Annotated in this window: 20 protein-coding genes and 2 tRNA genes; 6 read left to right on the top strand and 16 right to left on the bottom strand. The window is 72.5% G+C overall.

Annotated elements, in window-relative coordinates:
• Positions 1 to 9: 9 nt before the first annotated feature.
• The 6 genes from pdxS to pgsA all read right to left on the bottom strand — a co-directional run bounded on the left by pdxS (position 10) and on the right by pgsA (position 4,904).
• A complete protein-coding gene (pdxS, locus tag RZ50_RS22165) occupies positions 10 to 921 on the bottom strand; it encodes a pyridoxal 5'-phosphate synthase lyase subunit PdxS (RefSeq protein ID WP_196952245.1) in 912 nt (303 codons plus the stop codon).
• Between the two features lie 128 nt (positions 922 to 1,049).
• Complete coding sequence (locus tag RZ50_RS22170; RefSeq protein WP_374199972.1) at positions 1,050 to 1,595, bottom strand: hypothetical protein; 546 nt, start codon at positions 1,593 to 1,595, stop codon at positions 1,050 to 1,052.
• A gap of 29 nt (positions 1,596 to 1,624) precedes the next feature.
• The gene (locus RZ50_RS22175; protein WP_196952246.1) at positions 1,625 to 1,993 is read right to left on the bottom strand and encodes a 5-carboxymethyl-2-hydroxymuconate Delta-isomerase; all 369 of its coding nucleotides are present in this window, start codon (positions 1,991 to 1,993) and stop codon (positions 1,625 to 1,627) included.
• Positions 1,994 to 2,046: 53 nt separating this feature from the next.
• Positions 2,047 to 3,231 (bottom strand): glycosyltransferase family 4 protein, encoded by a 1,185-nt coding sequence (locus RZ50_RS22180; RefSeq protein ID WP_196952247.1) that lies wholly within the window; start codon positions 3,229 to 3,231, stop codon positions 2,047 to 2,049.
• 40 nt (positions 3,232 to 3,271) lie between these two features.
• The gene (locus RZ50_RS22185; protein ID WP_308272043.1) at positions 3,272 to 4,240 is read right to left on the bottom strand and encodes a phosphatidylinositol mannoside acyltransferase; all 969 of its coding nucleotides are present in this window, start codon (positions 4,238 to 4,240) and stop codon (positions 3,272 to 3,274) included.
• Positions 4,241 to 4,256: 16 nt separating this feature from the next.
• Positions 4,257 to 4,904: a phosphatidylinositol phosphate synthase gene (gene pgsA, locus RZ50_RS22190; RefSeq protein ID WP_196952248.1), complete on the bottom strand. Its 648-nt coding sequence runs from the start codon at positions 4,902 to 4,904 to the stop codon at positions 4,257 to 4,259.
• 253 nt (positions 4,905 to 5,157) lie between these two features.
• Between pgsA and RZ50_RS22195 the strand changes: the two genes are divergently transcribed.
• A complete protein-coding gene (locus RZ50_RS22195) occupies positions 5,158 to 7,206 on the top strand; it encodes an elongation factor G-like protein EF-G2 (RefSeq protein WP_196952249.1) in 2,049 nt (682 codons plus the stop codon).
• Here the strand turns inward: RZ50_RS22195 and RZ50_RS22200 are convergent.
• Positions 7,194 to 7,622, bottom strand: coding sequence for a DUF393 domain-containing protein (locus RZ50_RS22200; protein ID WP_308272045.1), 429 nt, complete (start codon positions 7,620 to 7,622; stop codon positions 7,194 to 7,196). The two genes, RZ50_RS22195 and RZ50_RS22200, sit on opposite strands and share 13 nt — an antisense overlap.
• A gap of 203 nt (positions 7,623 to 7,825) precedes the next feature.
• On the opposite strand from RZ50_RS22200, the gene RZ50_RS22205 reads away from it, so the two are divergent.
• The gene (locus RZ50_RS22205; RefSeq protein ID WP_196952250.1) at positions 7,826 to 9,472 is read left to right on the top strand and encodes a hypothetical protein; all 1,647 of its coding nucleotides are present in this window, start codon (positions 7,826 to 7,828) and stop codon (positions 9,470 to 9,472) included.
• 93 nt (positions 9,473 to 9,565) lie between these two features.
• Here RZ50_RS22205 and RZ50_RS22210 read toward each other — a convergent pair whose 3' ends face one another.
• From RZ50_RS22210 to RZ50_RS22225, 4 genes are all read right to left on the bottom strand, one after another.
• On the bottom strand, positions 9,566 to 10,126 hold the full coding sequence (locus tag RZ50_RS22210) for an HIT domain-containing protein (RefSeq protein WP_196952251.1): 561 nt from the start codon (positions 10,124 to 10,126) through the stop codon (positions 9,566 to 9,568).
• 81 nt (positions 10,127 to 10,207) lie between these two features.
• On the bottom strand, positions 10,208 to 12,187 hold the full coding sequence (gene thrS, locus RZ50_RS22215) for a threonine--tRNA ligase (protein ID WP_196952252.1): 1,980 nt from the start codon (positions 12,185 to 12,187) through the stop codon (positions 10,208 to 10,210).
• Between the two features lie 88 nt (positions 12,188 to 12,275).
• Positions 12,276 to 13,439 (bottom strand): hypothetical protein, encoded by a 1,164-nt coding sequence (locus tag RZ50_RS22220; RefSeq protein ID WP_196952253.1) that lies wholly within the window; start codon positions 13,437 to 13,439, stop codon positions 12,276 to 12,278.
• 32 nt (positions 13,440 to 13,471) lie between these two features.
• On the bottom strand, positions 13,472 to 14,026 hold the full coding sequence (locus RZ50_RS22225; protein ID WP_196952254.1) for a DUF4365 domain-containing protein: 555 nt from the start codon (positions 14,024 to 14,026) through the stop codon (positions 13,472 to 13,474).
• A gap of 151 nt (positions 14,027 to 14,177) precedes the next feature.
• On the opposite strand from RZ50_RS22225, the gene RZ50_RS22230 reads away from it, so the two are divergent.
• A complete protein-coding gene (locus tag RZ50_RS22230) occupies positions 14,178 to 14,945 on the top strand; it encodes an exonuclease domain-containing protein (protein WP_196952255.1) in 768 nt (255 codons plus the stop codon).
• A gap of 69 nt (positions 14,946 to 15,014) precedes the next feature.
• On the opposite strand, the gene RZ50_RS22235 is transcribed toward RZ50_RS22230, so the two are convergent.
• Together RZ50_RS22235 and RZ50_RS22240 are read right to left on the bottom strand one after the other, a co-directional pair.
• Positions 15,015 to 15,086 (bottom strand) — tRNA-Val (locus RZ50_RS22235).
• Between the two features lie 212 nt (positions 15,087 to 15,298).
• A tRNA-Val gene (locus RZ50_RS22240) sits at positions 15,299 to 15,370 on the bottom strand.
• 520 nt (positions 15,371 to 15,890) lie between these two features.
• On the opposite strand from RZ50_RS22240, the gene RZ50_RS22245 reads away from it, so the two are divergent.
• Together RZ50_RS22245 and RZ50_RS22250 are read left to right on the top strand one after the other, a co-directional pair.
• Positions 15,891 to 16,304, top strand: a complete 414-nt coding sequence (locus RZ50_RS22245) for an SsgA family sporulation/cell division regulator (RefSeq protein WP_030056266.1) — start codon at positions 15,891 to 15,893, stop codon at positions 16,302 to 16,304.
• A gap of 404 nt (positions 16,305 to 16,708) precedes the next feature.
• A complete protein-coding gene (locus RZ50_RS22250) occupies positions 16,709 to 17,278 on the top strand; it encodes a CGNR zinc finger domain-containing protein (protein WP_196952256.1) in 570 nt (189 codons plus the stop codon).
• Between the two features lie 31 nt (positions 17,279 to 17,309).
• Here the strand turns inward: RZ50_RS22250 and RZ50_RS22255 are convergent, their stop codons facing one another.
• A complete protein-coding gene (locus RZ50_RS22255; RefSeq protein WP_196952257.1) occupies positions 17,310 to 17,774 on the bottom strand; it encodes a hypothetical protein in 465 nt (154 codons plus the stop codon).
• Positions 17,775 to 17,884: 110 nt separating this feature from the next.
• On the opposite strand from RZ50_RS22255, the gene RZ50_RS22260 reads away from it, so the two are divergent.
• Entirely contained in the window at positions 17,885 to 18,385 is a 501-nt protein-coding gene (locus RZ50_RS22260) for a DsbA family protein (RefSeq protein ID WP_196952258.1), read from the top strand.
• Positions 18,386 to 18,392: 7 nt separating this feature from the next.
• Here RZ50_RS22260 and RZ50_RS22265 read toward each other — a convergent pair whose 3' ends face one another.
• A complete protein-coding gene (locus RZ50_RS22265; protein ID WP_196952259.1) occupies positions 18,393 to 19,235 on the bottom strand; it encodes a GNAT family N-acetyltransferase in 843 nt (280 codons plus the stop codon).
• A gap of 57 nt (positions 19,236 to 19,292) precedes the next feature.
• On the bottom strand, positions 19,293 to 20,123 hold the full coding sequence (locus tag RZ50_RS22270) for an aminotransferase class IV (RefSeq protein ID WP_196952260.1): 831 nt from the start codon (positions 20,121 to 20,123) through the stop codon (positions 19,293 to 19,295).

Genomic DNA, 20,123 nt, shown 5'->3' on the forward strand with positions numbered 1-20,123 from the left:
AGGGGGCGACTACCAGCCGCGGTTGGCGTAGCGCTCGGTCTCCGGCAGGGTGTCGCAGTTGATGCCGACCATGGCCTCGCCCAGGTTGCGGGAGGCGTCCGCGATGACCTTCGGGTCGTCGAAGAACGTGGTGGCCTTCACGATGGCGGCGGCGCGCTTGGCCGGGTCGCCCGACTTGAAGATGCCGGAGCCGACGAAGACGCCCTCGGCGCCCAGCTGGCGCATCAGCGCGGCGTCGGCCGGGGTGGCCACGCCACCGGCGGAGAACAGCACGACCGGCAGCTTGCCGAGCTCGGCGACCTCCTTGACCAGCTCGTACGGGGCGCGCAGCTCCTTGGCGGCGGCGAACAGCTCGTTGTTGTCGAAGCCGCGCAGCTTGGCGATCTCGTTCTTGATCTGGCGCAGGTGACGCACGGCCTCGACCACGTTGCCGGTGCCGGCCTCGCCCTTCGAACGGATCATGGCCGCGCCCTCGGCGATGCGGCGCAGGGCCTCGCCCAGGTTGGTGGCACCGCAGACGAAGGGGGTGGTGAAGGCCCACTTGTCGGAGTGGTTGACCTCGTCGGCCGGGGTCAGCACCTCGGACTCGTCGATGTAGTCGACACCGAGCGACTGGAGGACCTGGGCCTCGACGAAGTGGCCGATCCGGGACTTGGCCATCACCGGGATGGAGACCGCCTCGATGATCTCCTCGATCATGTTCGGGTCGGACATCCGAGCCACGCCGCCGTCCTTGCGGATGTCGGCCGGAACCCGCTCCAGCGCCATGACGGCCACCGCGCCGGCGTCCTCGGCGATCTTGGCCTGCTCGGCGTTGACCACGTCCATGATCACACCGCCCTTGAGCTGCTCGGCCATCCCGCGCTTGACCCGGGCGGTGCCGATCTGCGGCTGGTCTGCGGTGGTGGGGGTGGTGGACACGTGAGACCTCACTCGAAGATGAACCAGTGCTATCGCCCTATGGTAGGCGGAGGGGGTGCCCCCTCCATGCGCCACCAAGTCCAGCGGGGGCGACGGGATGCGACAAACGGGCCGTATCCGCAGACAGCCTAAGCAGGGGCGCCTTCGGGCGTGAGGGCGGGAGGCGGGGCGTCGTCCATCTCGAAGGCCATCGGGAACGGCGCCTTTCCGGCCAGCCGGAAGTACCGCACCAGCCGGTGCTCGCGCACCGCCCGCGCCGCCCGCACCGCGTCGTTGTGGAAGCGACGGGCCATCGGCACCCGGCGCACCGCGGCCGTCAGATCACGAACCGCGTCCTCGCCTCCCGGCTCGGCCACCAGCGCCGCCACCTGCTCCGGCTCCTCGAACACCGCCCGCAGCGCCAGGCTCAGCTGGCTCTCGGCCACCTCACGCTGCTCGTCCTCGGCCTGCCGGGCCGCGTGCGCCGCGTCCAGCAGCAGCAGCGAGGCCGCCGGATCCATCAGCGAGGACGTCGCCAGCTCCACCGCCACCGACGCCCGACGGACCAGCTGCGCGTCCAGCGCCGCCCGCGCGGCGTCGATCCGGGCGTGCAGCCGGTCCAACCGGCCGGCCGTCCAACTCAGGTACATGCCGAACAGCACCACGGCCACGCCGGCCCAGATCCAGGTAGTCACGGGCCGCTACGTTACCGGGTGTCACGATCTCAGCCCTGGGCGGTCGCGCTCCGGTAGGCCTTGTCGTCGATCTCGGTGACGCTCACCGCGGTGAACAGCCGGGTGCCCGGCTTCGGCCGGACGTACTCGGCCACCAGCGCCAGCACGCCCTCGCTCAGCGCCGTCCTGGCCTCCGGCGCACGGCCCGGGAAGATCTGGAACTCGACGAACACCTGGGCGTCGCCGGCGACCCCGCTGGTGCCCACCACCAGCTCCTCGTTCGGCCGGAACACCGTCTTGCAGGACTCCGGCTTCGCGCCGATGGTCTCCTCCGTGAGCCGGTTGATCGCCAGACCCAGCCCCCGGCGGTCGAAGGTCCCGGTCAGGCCGGCCGAGTAGTCGACGGAAATCTGCGGCATCGGTTGCCCCCATGAATAGCGGTGACGCGGTCGCCCGACCCTAACGCCGCCGATCAGTCCCGGGCCAGACCGAACCGGCCGCGCCGACCGCTGCGCACGTCCTCCTGGACCGCCACCGCCTCCCCGGCCGTCACCGTCTCGTACACGGCCAGGATGTCCGCGCCGACGGTCGACCAGTCGAAGCGCCGCACGTGCCGCGAGGCCGCCGACCGCAGCTCCGCCAGCCGCGCCGGATCCCCCAGCAGCCGCAGCGCCGTACGGGCCAGCGCGTCCGCGTCCTCCACCGGGAACAGCTCGCCCGCGTCCCCGCCGTCCAGCACCTGCTTGAACGCGTCCAGATCGCTGGCCAGCACCGGCGCGCCCGCCGACATCGCCTCGACCAGGATGATCCCGAAGCTCTCGCCACCGGTGTTCGGCGCCACGTACAGGTCCACGCTGCGCAGCAGCCGCGCCTTCTCCCGGTCGGACACCATCCCGAGGAACTCCACCTGCGCGCGGACCTCGGGCGCCAGGCCCGCGACGGCCTCCTCCTCGTCGCCCTTGCCCGCCACCAGCAGCCGCACCCCCGGCCGCTCGGCCAGGATCCGCGGCAGCGCCGCCAGCAGCGTCGGCAGGCCCTTGCGCGGCTCGTTGATCCGGCCGATGAAGCCGATCGTGCCCGGCTCCCCCGACGCCGCGCCACCGGTCCAGCGCTCGTCCGGCTCGGCCTCCGCGAAGAAGCCGACGTCCACGCCGTTCGGGATCACCACCGCGTCCCCGCCCAGGTGCTCCACCAGGGTGCGCCGGGCGTACTCCGACACCGCGATCCGCGCCCGCATCTTCTCCAGGCCCGGCTGCAGGATCGGCGAGGCCGCGATCATCGCCCGCGAACGCGGGTTCGAGGTGTGGAAGGTGCCCACCATCGGCCCGGTCGCCGACCAGGCCGCCAGCATCGACAGGCTCGGCGAGGCCGGCTCGTGCACGTGCAGGATGTCGAAGCGCCCCTCGTGCAGCCATCGCCGCACCCGCGCCGCCGACAGGATCCCGAAGCTCAGCCGCGCCACCGACCCGTTGTACGGCACCGCCACCGCCCGCCCGGCCGAGACCACGTACGGCGGCAGCGCCTCGTCGTCCTCGGCCGGCGCCAGCACCGACACCGTGTGGCCCAGACCGATCAGGTGCTCGGCCAGGTCCCGGATGTGGAACTGCACCCCGCCGGGGACGTCCCAGTCGTACGGGCAGACGATGCCGATCTTCACGGGTTCCTCAAGCTCCTTCGGGCAGGTTGTACGGGCGGGCTCAGGCCCCGGGGGCCTCGGCCGCGGGCTCCGCGGACCGGACCGCCGCACCCGGCCGCGCGGTCGTCCCCTTCACCGTCTCACGGGCCGGCAGGTCGGCCAGCCAGAACTTCTGCAGCATGTGCCAGTCCTGCGGGTGCTCGGCGATCCCCCGCTCCCACACGTCCGCCATCGCCTGGGTCATCGCCAGGGTCTTCGCCTTGCGGTCGCCCTCCTCGGGCGCCACCACCTCGGGGTGGATCCGCCCCCGCATCACCGGACCGTCGTACCAGAGCGTCACCGGCAGCAGCGCCGCCCCGGTCCGCTGGCACAGCGCCGCCGGACCGGCCGGCATTCGGGTCGCCTCACCGAAGAACGACACCTCGATGCCCGCGTCCGAGAGGTCCCGGTCGCCCACCAGGCAGACCAGCCGTCCCTCGCGCAGCCGCCGCGCCAGCGTGCCGATCACGTTCACCCCGCCACCGGTCAGTGCCAGGACCTCCATGCCCTGGCCCTCCCGGAACGCCACGAACCGGTCGAACAGCCGCTCCGGCTTCAACCGCTCCGCGACCGTGGTGAACGGGTAGCCCTGCTGCGCCACCCAGGTGCCCGCCAGGTCCCAGTTGCCCATGTGCGGCAGGGCTATCACCGCGCCCCGCCCGGCCTCCAGCACCTCGCGCAGGTGCTCGAAGCCCTCCACCTGGACGTCCCGGGCGATCCTGGCCCGGCTCCACACCGGGAGCCGGAAGGACTCCATCCAGTACCGCAGGTACGACCGCATCCCGGCCCGGGACAGCGACCGCAGCGCGGCCCCGTCCAGCTCCGGACGGACCCGGCGCAGGTTCGCCTCCAGCTGGAGCACCCGCTTGCCGCGCCTGCGCCACGCGTAGTCCGCCAGGCCGTCGAACAGCGCCCGCGCCACCGGCTCCGGCAGGTGCTTCAGCACCGCCCACCCCAGCGCGTACGCCCAGTACACCAGTCGGTCCGTCACCGCAGGACGCCCCCCATCAGCTCCCGGCCGCCGCTCGGTCGGCCTCGAACGCCTCCCGGCGCACGGTCAGCATCCGCTGGAACACCGTCACCAGGCTGCCCACCGCCACCAGCCACAGCGCCACCGGCAGCAGCCACTCCACGTACGGCACCCCGAACACGTGCAGGCCCGCGACCCCGGCCGCCACCAGGCTGATCACCAGCCGCTCGGCCCGCTCCACCAGCCCCGACACGTCGCACGGCAGGCCCTGGCTCTGCGCCCGCGCCTTGGTGTACGACACCACCAGGCCGCTCGCCAGGCAGAAGATCGCCACCGCGCACAGCAGGTTGTTGTCACCCTTGCCCGCGTACCACATCGCCAGGCCGCCGAAGATGGCCGCGTCCGCGACCCTGTCCAGGGTGGAGTCCAGGAACGCGCCCCACTTGGTGCTCCGGCCCAGCTGGCGGGCCATGTTCCCGTCCACCAGGTCCGAGAAGATGAACAGCGTGATCGTGATGGTGCCCCAGAAGAACTCCCCGCGGGGGAAGAACACCAGCGCACCGGCCACCGAACCGGCGGTACCGATCAGCGTCACGGCGTCCGGACTCACGCCCAGACGGATCAGGAACGCGGCGAACGGGGTCAGAACACGTGTGAAGAAGGCACGCGCGTATTTGTTGAGCATGGCCTTCCCAGCCGCTCCGATCTCCCAGATACCCACCTGGCGCAGCACGCGCAGCAGGCGTCCGGACGAATGAGCACGCCCGGCGCACCCATCGTAGCCACGCCGACGACACGCTCCGGCGCACGCACCGCCCGACGGCACACCAGCCACACCGCACACACGCACGGTCACCGATCGCCCGTACGACACGCGCCCGCCGGACCCCGACCCTAAACTGCCAAGGACAGCCCCGGCGCGACGGGAGGAGACCCCGATGCCCGACCGCAGCACGGCCCGCGCCAACCAGGCGCCCACCGTCACCGGCCCCCGGGACCTGCGCAACGTCGTCCTCATCGGCCCCAGCGGTGTGGGCAAGACCACCCTCGCCGAATCCCTCGCCCTCGCCGCCGGCGCCACCGGCCGCGCCGGACGCGTCACCGACGGCACCACCGTCTCCGACCACGAGGAGATCGAGCACCAGCAGCAGCGCTCCGTCCAGCTCTCCCTGCTCCCGCTCGAATGGAAGGGCGTCAAGATCAACCTGATCGACCCGCCCGGCCACCCCGACTTCACCGCCGACCTGCGCGCCGCCCTCCACGCCGCGGACGCCGCCGTCTTCGTCGTCTCCGCCACCGACCCGGTCACCGCGCCCACCCGCGCCCTCTGGCGCGAATGCGCCGCCGAAGGCATCCCGCGCGCCATCGCCGTCGCCAAACTCGACCTCGCCCGCACCGGCTTCGAGGACATCCTCACCGCCTGCCACGACGCCTTCGGCCTGGGCCCCGACACCCTCCGCCCGCTCTTCCTGCCCGTCCTCCACGACGGACACCCCGACGGCAGCGTCGACCTGCTCACCGGCGACACCTACGGCGACACCGACCCGCTCCCCGACACCGGCCCCGCCCACGACAGCCTCGTCGAGGCCATCTCCGGCCAGGACGACACCCTCATGGAGCGCTACCTCGCCGGCGACACCCTCGACACCGACGCCCTCGAAGCCGGCCTGCGCCGCGAAGTCCTCGACTGCACCCTCCACCCCGCCGTCCCCACCAGCGAGAACGGCCTCGGCGCCACCGAACTGCTCGACCTCATCGCCCACACCTTCCCCGACCCCACCGAACGCACCCGCCCCGCCCCCGACTGCGACCCCGACGCCCCGCTCGCCGCCCAGGTCGTACGCGTCACCGGCGACGCCTACGTCGGCCGGATCAGCCTGCTGCGCCTGTACGCCGGCACCCTGCGCCCCGACACCCGGATCCACCTCGCCGGCCCCGCCCACACCGCCGACCAGAACGGCGAGGAACGCGTCACCACCCTCACCAGCCCCTTCGGCAGGCTCCAGCGCCCCGTCCCGCACGCCCTCGCCGGCGACCTCGTCTGCGCCGCCAAACTCACCACCGCCCGCGCCGGCGACACCATCCACGACCCCGGCCACCCCGTGGAACTCGACGGCTGGACCCTCCCCGAACCCCTGCTGCCCATCGCCGTCGAAGCCCACAGCAAGGCCGACGACGACAAGCTCTCCCAGGCCCTCACCCGCCTCACCGCCGAGGACCCGGCACTACGCCTGGAACAGAACCCCGACACCCACCAACTCGTCCTCTGGTGCACCGGCGAGGCCCACGCCGAGGTCGTCCTCGACCGGCTGCGCACCCGCCACGGCGTCCACGTCGACACCGTCGAACCCCTGGTCGCCCTGCGCGAGACCTTCGGCACCGCCGCCGCCGGCCACGGCCGCCTGGTCAAACAGTCCGGCGGCCACGGCCAGTACGCCATCTGCGACCTCGAAGTCGAACCCCTCCCGGCCGGCTCCGGCTTCGAGTTCCAGGAACACGTCGTCGGCGGCGCCGTCCCCAAGCACTTCATCCCCTCCGTCGAGAAGGGCGTCCGCGCCCAACTCGCCAAGGGCGTCGGCACCGGCCACCCGCTCGTCGACATCCGGGTCACCCTCACCGACGGCAAGGCGCACTCCGTCGACTCCTCCGACGCCGCCTTCCAGAACGCCGCCGCCCTCGCCCTGCGCGACGCCGCCGAGCACGCCGTCATCCGCCTGCTCGAACCCGTCGCCGCGGTCAGCGTCCTGCTGCCCGACGACTACCTCGGCGCCGTCCTCGGCGACCTCTCCGCCCGCCGGGGCCGCGTCCTCGGCACCGAGACCGGCGGCCCCGGCCTCACCCTGCTGCGCGCCGAGGTCCCCGAGCTCGAACTCGTCCGCTACCCGATCGACCTGCGCTCGATCACCCACGGCACCGCCGAGTTCTCCCGCGCCTACCTGCGCCACGAACCCATGCCGGCCGCCCTGGCCGACCGCTACACCGACTGAGCCGCCTTCCGGGCCGACAGCGCACACGCCGCCGTACCCCCCGGCATCCGGTGCCGGTTGCGCGCCACCCAGCGGTACGCCAGCGCCGCCACCGGCCGCACCGGCGCCAACGTCAACACGGCGCCCAGGTACGCCCACGGCCCACCGGAGCGCATCAGCAGCCGCGCAACCGCCTGCGCGCCCCCGTACACCCGGCCCGCCGGAGTCACCCACAGCACCTCGCGCTCGGCCCGCTCGGCCGACACCGATCCCCCGCCGCCCGCCAGCGCGTCCAGCGCCGGAAGGTCCGCGAACTGGAACGGCTCCGCCTCCCAGCCCCCCGAGGCCAGCGTCTGCCGCAGGTACCGCTCGGCCCACCGCACGCAGGACGAACAGAACGCGCAGTCCCCGTCGAAAACCAGCACCGGATCCTTCACGGCGGCTCCCTTCCTCGCTCCCACCATCATCCTGCCCCACCCCGATCCGGCCGGTACGGACGGGTATCGAGCCGACCGAACCTGGGCATCATGCCTCTCAGGCCGCATGCGGCTCGATCGTGACGGTACTTCAGACGATCATCGGCGCAGGGGTGCCGCGGCACGGTACCCTGCCGCTGACAAGGGGAGGAGGGGACGCCACCGTGACCACACTCGACATGACCCCGGGTGCGCAGATACCCCGGACCGACGCCGGCCCGCAGACCGCCGTCACCCAGGCGCTCTCCTCGGCCGCCTACCGCGACGGCGAGGTCAACAAGTTCGTCGCCGACGTCGCCGACGCCAAGGAGAAGAAGGGCCGCTTCGCGCTCTTCCGCCCCAATATCGGCGAGGCCTTCAGCAAGGCGCTGATCTCCCGGGCCCTGGGCGGCGACCGCAAGCCCCTCGTCCCGGCCTTCGGTGTCGACACCCGCCAGGTCGTCGAGCACTGCCTGGCCGCCGAGGAACTGCGCAACGCCCGCGACCGACAGCTCAGCACCGTCACCGTCGTCACTGGCCTGCTCTTCCTCCCCGGCACCCTGATCTGGCTCGGCGCCTTCCAACTGCGCGCCTGGCTCAAGCGGGACAACACCCGCGGCGCCGACGCCTACGGAGCGCTCGCCCTCATCGGGGCGGCCGCGCTCGCCGCGCTGCTCCTGTTCCGCCCGCCGGCCGCCGGGTTCCTCGGCATCTACCTGCGGATCACCATGCTCGCCCCGGTCATCGGCTGGTACCTCGCCCGCCGGATCGTCGAGCGCTCCGCCGTGGACCTGCGCTCCCGCTGGCAGGACCTGGTCGGGGGCAGCGCGGTCGCCGCCACCGTGGCCAAGGCCGTCCCCCGCGACGACCTGGACAAGAAGGCCAACGAGCTGCGCGACAAGCTCGGCCGCCTGGACGCGGAGCAGGAGACCAACGTCCACCACTACGCCGGCCCCAAGGGCATCCTGGGCGCCGGCCGCCGCTGGGGCGAGTGGCGCCTGGCCGACACCCTGCACCCCGCCGAGGGCCACGCCGACTTCCGCGCGTTCCACCCCTGGGACCTGGTCCGCCGGATCTCGGCCCACCTCAAGGGCCTCGGCGTCAGCCACGTCGCCAACAGCGGCATCCCCAACGTCCACATCAAGCAGTGGGTCGTCTTCGACGTCAGCGAGGGCGCCGACGAGATCAGCCGCCCCGGCAGCGCCGACATGGACGGCGACCGGATGCGCGACTTCGCCGTGCAGAGCATCGCCGACAAGCAGACCTTCCCCGGCGGCCCCCGGCACTATCTGGCCACCCAGTTCATCACCCACGACGGCAAGCTGATCATCACCTTCACCGTCACGGTGACCCTGCTGGCCAACGTCCTGAGCATCTCGGTGGCCGGATACGCGCTCGGCCCGGTCAAGGGCGTCTTCTTCGACAAGCCCAAGGACAAGGAGAAGTCGGTCGCCAAGACCGTGAAGTTCTGGGAGGAGCGCACCGTCAAGCTCCCCCTGATCGACAACGACGAGGTCGTCCGCCAGGCCGTCCGCGCCCCCTTCCACCGGATGCCCGGCCTGCTCGGCTGGCTGGGCGGCGGCCTCGGCCTGCCCGAGCCCTTCGGCCTGCGGCACGCCTGGGTCGGCACCGCGTGGAACAACCGCTCCATGGTCGACAACGCGCTCAACGCGTCCGTCCCGGTGCTCAACGCGGTGCACTCCGCCACCCTGGAGTTCCTCCAGGAGCACGACCTGGACGCCGACCGCTTCTTCAAGACCCGCACCTCGATCATCAAGTCCGAGGCGCAGGGCACCCGGCCGTACAAGGTCGACGAGTTCAACGCCGGCTGACCGGCACGCACGCGAAAGGGGCCTGCCCGCCGAACTCCTCGGCGGGCAGGCCCCTTTCGTACGCGCGCCCGTCCCGGACGCGTGCTCGGCGGATCAGCCCTGCGGCCAGACCTCGGCCAGCATCTTCCGGGTGTCCGCCAGCAGCTGCGGCAGCACCTTGGTGTGGCCGACCACCGGCATGAAGTTGGTGTCCCCGCCCCAGCGCGGCACCACGTGCTGGTGCAGGTGCGCCGCGATCCCGGCACCGGCCGCCGCGCCCTGGTTCATCCCGATGTTGAACCCGTGCGCCCCGGAGGCGGCGCGCAGCGCGGTCATGGCCTTCTTGGTGAAGTCGGCCAGCTCGGCCGTCTCCGCGCCGTCCAGGTCGGTGTAGTCGGCCACGTGCCGGTACGGGACCACCATGAGGTGCCCGCCGTTGTACGGGTACAGGTTCAGCACCGCGAACACGGCACTCCCCCGGGCGATGATCAGCCCCTCCTCGTCGGTCAGCGACGGGATCGAGCAGAACGGACAACCGTCGTCCGGAGCCGGGCCGGTGGGCTTGTTCTCACCCTGGATGTACGCCATCCGATGGGGGGTCCACAGGCGGCGGAAGCCGTCCGGCTCACCGACACCCCGCTGCAGTTCCGGCTCAGTCGTCATGCTGATCAGCATATTCGCCCGACGGTGCTTGCAAAGCCGCGCGGGGCAGACTCTTGGAGAGCCTGCCCCGCGCGTGATGGTCCGACTACGGCGTCACACCTGGATGCGGTTCTTCACCGCGTCCACGATCTCCTGGACGGCGTCCGCCACCGGGACGCCGTTCTTCTGCTCGCCGTTGCGGTAGCGGAAGGAGACGGCACCGGCCTCGACGTCGTCGTTGCCCGCGATGAGCATGAACGGGACCTTGGTCTTCTGGGCGTTCCTGATCTTCTTCTGCATGCGGTCGTCCGAGGTGTCCACCTCGACCCGGATCCCGTGCTTCCTGAGCTCGGCCGCGACCTCCAGCAGGTACGGCACGTGCTCGTCGGTGATCGGGATGCCGGTCACGGTGACCGGGGCCAGCCACGGCGGCATGGCGCCGGCGTAGTGCTCCAGCAGCACCGCGAAGAAGCGCTCGATCGAACCGAAGAGCGCACGGTGGATCATGACCGGCCGCTGACGCGAGCCGTCCGCGGCGGTGTACTCCAGATCGAAGCGCTCGGGCAGGTTGAAGTCCAGCTGGATGGTCGACATCTGCCAGGTCCGGCCGATGGCGTCCTTGGCCTGCACCGAGATCTTCGGGCCGTAGAAGGCCGCGCCGCCCGGGTCCGGCACCAGCGGCAGACCCTGCTTCTCGGCCACGCTCGCCAGGACGCGGGTGGCCTCCTCCCAGGTCTCGTCGCTGCCGACGAACTTCTCCGGGTCCTTGGTCGACAGCTCCAGGTAGAAGTCGGTCAGACCGTAGTCGCGGAGGAGGTTGAGCACGAAGGTGAGCGTCGAGTCGAGCTCCTCCGCCATCTGCTCACGGGTGCAGTAGATGTGCGCGTCGTCCTGCGTGAAGCCGCGGGCACGGGTGAGACCGTGGACCACGCCGGACTTCTCGTAGCGGTACACCGTCCCGAACTCGAAGAGGCGCAGCGGCAGTTCACGGTACGAGCGGCCGCGCGCGTCGAAGATCAGGTTGTGCATCGGGCAGTTCATCGGCTTGAGGTAGTAGTCCACGCCCTCGTCGAGCTGCATGGGCGGGTACATACCGTCCGCGTACCAGTCGAGGTGGCCGCTCTTCTCGAAGAGCTTCCCCTTGGTGGCGTGCGGGGTGTAGACGAACTCGTAGCCCTCCTCCTCGTGCCGCTTGCGCGAGTAGTCCTCCATGGCGCGGCGGATGATGCCGCCCTTGGGGTGGAAGACGGCGAGGCCGGAGCCGATCTCCTCGGGGATGGAGAAGAGGTCGAGCTCGTTGCCGAGCTTGCGGTGGTCGCGCTTCTCGGCCTCGACGAGGAAGTCGAGGTGGGCCTTGAGCTCGTCCTTGGTCGGCCAGGCGGTGCCGTAGATGCGCTGCAGCATCGGGTTCTTCTCGCTGCCGCGCCAGTAGGCGGCCGCGTTGCGCATCAGCTTGAACGCCGGGATGTGCCGGGTGCTGGGCAGGTGCGGGCCGCGGCAGAGGTCGCCCCAGCACTGCTCGCCGCTCTTGGCGTCCAGGTTGTCGTAGATGGTGAGCTCGCCGGCGCCGACCTCGACGTCGGCGCCCTCGCCGGCGGTGGCGGCGGAGCCCTTGAGACCGATCAGTTCGAGCTTGTACGGCTCGGCGGCCAGCTCCTCGCGGGCGGACTCGTCGGTGACCACGCGGCGGGAGAACTTCTGCCCGCGCTTGATGATCTCCTGCATCTTCTTCTCGATGGCCTTGAGGTCATCGGGGTGGAAGGGCTTCTCGACGTCGAAGTCGTAGTAGAAGCCGTCCTTGACCGGCGGGCCGATGCCGAGCTTGGCCTCGGGGAAGAGCTGCTGCACGGCCTGGGCCATGACGTGCGCGGTGGAGTGGCGCAGGATGTCGAGGCCGTCCTTGCTGCCGATCGCGACCGGCTCGACCTCGTCGCCGTCCTGGAGGACGTGGGCGAGGTCCTTGAGCTGGCCGCCGACGCGGGCGGCGATGATCGAGCGGTCGTCGGCGAAGAGCTCGGCGGCCGTGGTGCCCGTCGTCACCACGCGCTCTTCCCGATCGGGTTCGCGGCTGATGATTACCCGGACGTCCGTCACCGGTCTCTCCTGACGTGCTGGATTTCAGAGGACGCAACACTGCGCTGCGCGTGACGATGGTACCGAGAGCGCCGCCCCCGCCGTCCACCTACGCCCCTTCTCCCCCGTCCTCTCCTCCGTCCTGGAGCCCCTTGAGCAGCCGCTCGCGGTCGCCCTCCTCCCAGCCGCGGAGCTCCAGGCCGTGCGGCCTGGTCAGCGTGCGGAAGCCGTCGCGCCGGTCCAGGCGGCCGGAGACCCGTACCGGGGCGCCGGCCAGGTGGGCCTCGGCGGCGAGCCGGTAGTCGGGGTCGGGCAGGCGGAGCTTGAGCTCGCGGACCTCGGCGCCGCCGAGCACCCGCAGCCGTACGGTGCCCGGTCCGGCCGGGTCGGCGCGCTTGAGCCGGACGACCAGGCCGACCACGGTGACGTCGACGGCGGGTTCGATCCGTTCCAGCAGGTCGGCGGCCTCGGCGAGGGCGGGCAGGTCGCCGGGCGAGAAGTCGAGCTCGATCCGGCGGTCGCCGAAGCCGCCCGGGGTCCCGGCGGCGGGCGACCAGGCGACGGTGAGCCGGGCCGCGGTCGCGCCGCGGACCAGTTCGTCGACGGACTGGACGAGCTCCCGGCTGACTCCGGCCTGGACGGCGTTCTCGAAGGCCTCGGGCCCACCGCTGACCCGGCGGTAGTCGACCGCGTCGCGCAGCGCCTCCAGGGCGCGGACCAGGGTGGTGACGGCGGCCCGGCCCTCGGGGGCGGGGGTGTGGGCGGTGAGGACGGCGCCCTGTTCGACGACGAGCACGCGGTCCAGGAAGTCCTCGGCGAGGCCGTCCAGCCGGGCGCCGAAGTAGGCGGCCCTGGTCCGTCCGGCCTTGGCCCCGGCGGCGAGCATCGCCCGTGCCGCCTGCCGGAGCCGTTCGGCCTCGTCCCAGGGGACGGCGTCGGCCGGGCCGGGCAGTTCCCGGCGCCAGCGCAGTTCGTCGCCGGGGACGGCGAGGGCGAGCAGGATCGAGCGGGCGGTGGGGGTGCGGGAGCGGGAGAGCGCGGTGACGGCGTCGGTGAGGAGTTCGACGGCGTCGTCGAAGCCGTCCCCGGCGGGGACGAGGAGGCTGGTGCCGGCCTCGCCGTCGGGCGGGGTCCAGCGGCCGTACCGGGCGGCGGGGCCGCCGCGCCGGACCCAGCCGTGCCGGGCGAGCAGGGTGGCGAGCACCGCGGGGTCGACGGTGGCCGGGTCGGGCAGGGCCGGGTTCGGCTCCTCCGGTCCGTGCGGCAGGGTCATGGTGGCTCTCCCTCGCTGCCGGGGCCGGGCGGTCACGGGCTGCCGCCCGCGCCGACCCGGGCCATGATGTCGCAGAGCGCGCGGTCGTCGAAGACCTTGGCGGTGGGCACCCGGACGTTGGTGCGCCGTTGGCCGGTGACGGGGTGGCCTGCGAGGTTGACCCAGTAACAGCAGTGCCGCAGCTCCAGGGCGTCCGGGCGGGCGCGGAGCCAGCGGTCGACCCGGCGCGGCAGCAGCATCACGACCAGGATGCGCGGGACGGCGACCCGGGCGCGGGCGAGCTTGCGCAGGTGGTCGTTGTCCAGGGTGAAGCTGAAGAACGGCCCGGCGGGGTCGGGCGCGATCTGCTGGGTCGCCTTGAGCTGGATCTTGATGGTGACCTCGTCGTCCACCTCGTGCGCCCGGGAGCCGTGGCTGACGTGCCAGTCGATGCCGTTGTCCGGGAACGGCTGGGAGAGCGAGCAGCCGGCCGCGGCGGCGACCGCGTGCAGGTAGCCGACCTGCAGCGTCTCCATGCAGGCGGTGACCGCGAGGTTCCCCCGTAGTACGGCCGCCGCCCCCTCGGGCTGCGGCTGGGTCAGTGCCATCGCCCCGTGGCCTCCCCCGGCTCCGGGCCCGTCCGGAGCCGGACGGGACAGTCATGGGCAGGATCCCCGGTCGGGCCTGGGCCAAACGGTTGAACGGCCGTCAGAACCGGGTATCACCAGGGCGCGCCGAACGCACGCCTGAGGGGCAGTCATGCAGCAGCACTGGTACACCGGCCCACTCGCCTCCTTCGACACCGAGACCACCGGCGTGGACGTGGAGACCGACCGGATCGTCTCGGCCGCCCTGGTCGTCCAACCCGCCCCGGGCGCACCGGTGCGGACCACCACCTGGCTCGCCGATCCGGGGGTGCCGATCCCGGACGGCGCCCGGGCGGTGCACGGCATCACCGACGAACGGGTCCGGGCGCACGGCCGGCCGGCCCGCGCGGTGGTGGCGGAGGTCGCCCGGGCGCTGGCGGACCAGGCGCGGGCCGGCTGCCCGGTGGTGGTGATGAACGCGCCGTACGATCTGACGCTGCTGGACCGGGAACTGCGCCGCCACCACGGGCTGACGCTCGCCGGCGGGCTGGACGGCGCCGGACTGGTGGTGCTGGATCCGCGGGTGCTGGACAAGCACGTGGACCGCTACCGCAAGGGCCGCCGGACGCTGACCGACCTGTGCGCCCACTACGGCGTGGAGCTGGCCGGGGCGCACGACGCGGCGGCGGACGCCACGGCGGCACTGGCACTGACCCGGCGGATAGGCGCCCGCTACCCGGCGGCGCTGGGCGGGCTGACGGCGGCGGAGCTGCACCTGCGGCAGGCGGTCTGGCACGCGGCGCAGGCGCGCGGGCTGCAGAGCTGGTTCGACCGCTCGGGGGTGCCGGAGCGGGTGGACCTGTCCTGGCCGCTGCGGCCGGCCCGGTGCGTCTGCGGCCGCCGGCTGGAGCCCGGACACGGCTGCGAGGCGGCGGCGTAGCGGTCGACCGGGCCCGAACGCGCCGCAGGCCCTGACCGGTTTCCTGGTCAGGGCCTGCGTGCTGTCCGGTGGGCGATACTGGGATCGAACCAGTGACCCCTTCGGTGTGAACGAAGTGCTCTCCCGCTGAGCTAATCGCCCGGGCAACGAGAAGAACCATAGCACCATTCGGGGGGCTTCGTACAACTCGCCCCTTCCGGGAGGCGGCCGACAGATCCGCAGAACTCGCGCTCCGCACGGGAGATGACTGAGCCTCAGCCGGATTACGGACGGCGGTCCGGGGTTGATTCCGGAAATACACGTGAGGCCCAGCCGATAATCGGCTGGGCCTCACATATCACAACGCATTCCGGTGGGCGATACTGGGATCGAACCAGTGACCCCTTCGGTGTGAACGAAGTGCTCTCCCGCTGAGCTAATCGCCCGGGTGCAGGGAAAACATTACCGCATCCCGGGGGGTGGTCCGAACACCCTCAGGCCTCCGCCCGCCCCCGGACCGGTCGGCCGGTCCCCCGCCGGGCGGGGCCGCGACGGCACACCCGCCCGGCGGCCTCGCCGACCTCGCGACGGGTCCGGCGCCGATCCGCCCGCCGGGGAGGATCACGACCCCGGTCGGGCGCCCGGGCCGGGCGCCGGGGTCCAGCCGGGGCCCGTGGGCCGACCACCCGGCCCCGTCAACGGACACGCCGCCCGGAGCGACGGGTTCACCCGTTCTCGTGTTCCTGCGCCCCTTGTCGTTTCGCACAGTCAAGCCGGGAAACTAACCAAGAAGGGCCCGCTAATGCCCGGCCCGGCCACTCTGCGGCGATTCCGCAATGCGCCGTAAGGGGTACGACTCGCGCCCGAATCGGGACAGAGGGGTTTACATCGGGCTTGGAGGTGGGATGGTCCGTTCGCCGACGTGCGATTCCCCGAGCGCACACTGAGCGAAAGGCCATGGCGCTTATGAACACCACGGTCAGCTGCGAGCTGCACCTGCGCCTCATCGTGTCCAGCGAGTCCTCACTGCCCGTCCCCGCGGGCCTTCGCTACGACACCGCCGACCCCTACGCCGTGCACGCCACGTTCCACACGGGCGCCGACGAGACCGTGGAGTGGGTGTTCGCCCGAGATCTCCTCGCGGAGGGGCTGCACCGACCCACCGGTACCGGCGACGTCCGGGTGTGGCCGTCGCGCAGCCACGGGCAAGGGGTGGTCTGCATCGCACTGAGCTCTCCGGAAGGAGAGGCCCTGCTGGAGGCCCCGGCCCGGGCGCTTGAGTCGTTCCTCAAGCGGACGGACGCCGCGGTGCCCCCCGGCACCGAACACCGTCACTTCGACCTCGACCGGGAGCTGTCCCACATCCTCGCCGAAAGCTGACCCCGACCGGAGGCGGTCCAGCCCCGCTGCCTGCGGGGCCTCACCCCCTGCCGTCATCGCAGCCGTCCTACTCGGGGGCACGGCAGCGGACTCAGCCGCGTTACGACGCGGCCTCGGGGCCGGTGGACCGCCCCGCTCCCACCGGAGCGGGGCTGCGGCACCGCAGGCGCCCGGTACCGGGCCGGTCATCCGTACGGGTGGCCGGCCCGGTGCCGGGCGCCTCAGCCTTGCCAGGGGTCGCACAGGGGGCGCACATGCCGGAGTGGAGTACGGATCCGGACGCTCCGGCGCAATCCGTACAGGCCTTCGAAAGAACGCACCACCCTTCTGCCACAAGGGCCGGTATGGTCTGGGGTAACCGCGGACGCGGGGTATCGGAGTCCCCCTGCGCGAGGAGCCCCTACGTGCTGATCACCCATGACACCGAGTGCGCGCTGAGCATCCTCGTGGAGCTGCTCAACACCGCACCCGAGGTGTGCGGCGCCGAGCGGCTGCCGGACATCGCCGCGCTGGACGCCTTCGTGGTGCGCCAGGAGATCAGCGAGATCGACTCGCTGACCGAGGACGACCTGCGCCGGGTGCACGAGCTGCGGACCCGGCTGCGCGAGGTGTTCGCGACGCAGTCCACCGCCGAGGCCGCCGAGCTGGTCAACTCGATCGTCGCGGCCGCCGGGACGACGCCCCGGCTCACCAACCACGACCAGCACGACTGGCACATCCACTACTTCGCGCCGCACGCCGCGCTCGGCGACCACCTGGCCGCCGAGCTGGGCATGGCGCTGGCCTTCATCCTGATGGCGGGCGAACGGGAGCGGCTGCGCCGGTGCGAGGCGCCGGACTGCGCCCGGGTCTTCGTGGACCTCTCCCGGAACCGCTCCCGGCGCTACTGCGACAGCCGCACCTGCGGCAACCGGCTGCACGTGGCCGCCTACCGGGCGCGACAGCGCTCCGCGGAGACCGTCGCCTCCGCCTGACGCCGCCGGCCCTTCAGGGGCTCCGCGGGCCTCAGATCCCGCGCTTGCGGAGGATCTCCTCGATGTCGGCGAAGTCGCCGAGGCCGTCGTCCCGCTTGCCCGCCGCCTGCCTCCCGGGCGCCTTGGGTGCCTTGGGCGCCTGGGCCACCGCCGGGCGCTCGGGCGCCGGGCCGGCTGCCGCGGGGCGCTCCGGCGAGGCCTCCACGGCGCCGCGGCGGCCCACCCAGCGGGTGGTGACCAGCAGGGCCGCGGAGACGCCGAGCAGCACGATGCCGGTCCACACCCGGGGGTCGAAGACCAGCCTGGCCGCCCAGTCCGCGAACTCCCGGCCGATCGTGCTCGCCAGCGGGAACAGACCGGTCAGGTAGAGCCCGGCGGGCAGCAGGGCCACCGCGAACCAGCGGGTCGCCGAGAGGAAGCGCCGCCGCCAGGCCCGCTGGCCCGCGATCGCCACTCCGCCGGCAGTGAGGATGAAGCTGATCGCCGCGGTCAGCACGGGTTCACCCCTTCGCTTCCGGTCGTCCTGATCATCGCTGCCTCCCTGTCGGTGCGTGCTCGGGCGCACCGCCGGCCGGAACGGGCACCCACTAGTGGAACACTGGGGGAATGATCGATGGTTCCCTCCCCCGCCTCGAGTTCTGGTGCGACCTCCAGTGCCCGGACTGCCGCACCGCGCTGGACGACGTGCGGGCGCTGCGCGAGCAGTACGGCGACGCCCTTCCCGTGGAGCTCCGGCACTTCCCGCTGGAGAAGCACAAGCACGCCTACCCCGCCGCCGAGGCCGCCGAGGAGGCGTTCGCCCAGGGGCTGGGGTGGCCGTTCGTGGAGGCGCTGCTGGCCCGGGTCGAGGAGCTGGACGCGCGGGGGCAGCAGGTGCTGCTGGAGGTGGCCCGGGAGGTCGGCGTGGACGCCGAGGAGGTCGACACCGCGCTGATCGACGGCCGGCACATGCTGACCGTGGACGCCGACCAGGCCGAGGGCCGGGCGATCGGGGTCACGGGCACGCCGACGTACGTGATCGGCGGGAAGCGGCTGGACGGCGGGCAGAGCCAGGACGGACTGCGGGAGCGGATCACGGCCGTGATCGAGGCGGCGCGGACCTCCTGACGTCACGTCACAGGTGCTTGCCGTAGAGGCGGTTGGTGGTCTGGTAGCCGAGTGAGGCGTAGAGCCGGACGGCGACGGCGTTGTGGGCGAAGACGTTGAGGCCCAGGTTCCGCACTCCGGCCGCCAGGCACTCCCGTTCGGCGATCAGCATCAGGGCGCGGCCGTGGCCCCGGCCCCGGTGGGCCGCGGCCACCTCGACGGTCATCACCCAGGCGAGCGCTTCGCCGTCCGGCAGGTCGCGCAGGTGGAGGTCGAGCCAGAGCGAGCCGAGCGGCTCCGGCTCGCCGTCCGCGTACAGGCGGCGCAGGACGACTCCGGGGCTCTCGGCACCCTGCGGGAAGAGGTCCTGGTGCTCCAGCCGCGACTTGTCCCGGGCCTGCTGCTCACTGAGGCCGGAGTCGAGGAGCGAGCGCAGGTGGTTCCGCTCCGCCTGGCCGAGCCAGGCGGGGAACTCCTCGGCGCCGATCGGGCGCGCGACGACACCCCGGGGCAGGGCGGGCGCGACGGTCAGGCGCTTGGACATGTTCCGCGCCCGCTCGGTGTAGCCGAGGGTCAGGGCGAGGCCGCGGGCGGCCGGGGCCGACTCGGGGACGTCGACGTCCACCCGGGTGCAGCCCCAGTTGCGCAGCACCTCCTCCGCGGCCAGCCCACCGAAGGTGCCGCGGCCCCGGCCGCGGCCCTCGGTGACCTCCAACTCGGATATCCGCCCCCAGAGTTGGCCGCTGCGGGGAACGGCGGTGGTGCGCAGCGCGCCGACCGGGCGGCCGTTCGCGAGGATCCGCCAGCGTCTGGTGCGGCCGCCGTCCGCGGTGGGTGTCTCCGGGCCCTCGGGGCGCAGCGTGGTGGTCATGTGGTGGTCCCTTCCCCCTGTCGCGAAGGTTATCCGCGCTGTCGGCCCCACCCGGGGTCACGGGTCGAGGTCGTCGCCGCTGCGCTCGGTGAAGACGGCCATGGCCTTGGCGGTGACCGGGCCCGTGCCGGGCAGTTCACGGTCGTCGACACGGGTGACGGCCTGGACGTCGCGGGTGGTGGAGGTCAGGAAGATCTCCTCGGCGTCCTGGAGGGCGCTGAGCGGGAGGTCGGCCTCCTCGGCGCCGCACCAGTCGATGACCAGCTGCCGGGTGATGCCGGCCAGGCAGCCGGAGGCGAGGGCGGGGGTGAGCAGGCGGCCGCCGACGACCAGGAAGACGTTGGAGCCGGTGCCCTCGCAGAGTCGGCCGGCGGTGTTGGCGAAGAGCGCCTCGGAGGCGCCGGCGCGGTGGGCGGTGGCCAGGGCGACGACGTTCTCGGCGTACGAGGTGGTCTTGAGGCCGGCGACGGCGCTGTGTTCGTTGCGGCGCCACGGGACGACGGCGACGGCGGTCTCGTCGGGGCGGCGGTTGATGACGCCGAGGGCGACGACCAGGGTGGGGCCGGTGGTGCCGCGTTCGGAGCCGAGCGGGGCGTTGCCGCCGGTGTAGGTGACGCGCAGGCGGCCGAGCGGGGCGGGGTTGGCGGCGAGGACCTGGGCGCAGGCCTCGCGGACCAGGTCGTGGTCGGGGTCGGGCAGGCCGAGGCCGCGGGCGGAGCGGGTGAGCCGGTCGAGGTGGCGGGTGACCGCGAAGGCCCGGCCGTCGACGGTCTTCATGGTCTCGAAGACGCCGTCGCCGGTGGTGAGGCCGTGGTCGAGGACGGAGACGGCGGCGTCGGTGGAGTCGACGAGTGTCCCGTTGACCCAGCTCGTGGTGCGGTTGTGCAT

It is taken from the genome of Kitasatospora sp. SUK 42, assembly GCF_015776785.2.
GTDB lineage: Bacteria > Actinomycetota > Actinomycetes > Streptomycetales > Streptomycetaceae > Kitasatospora.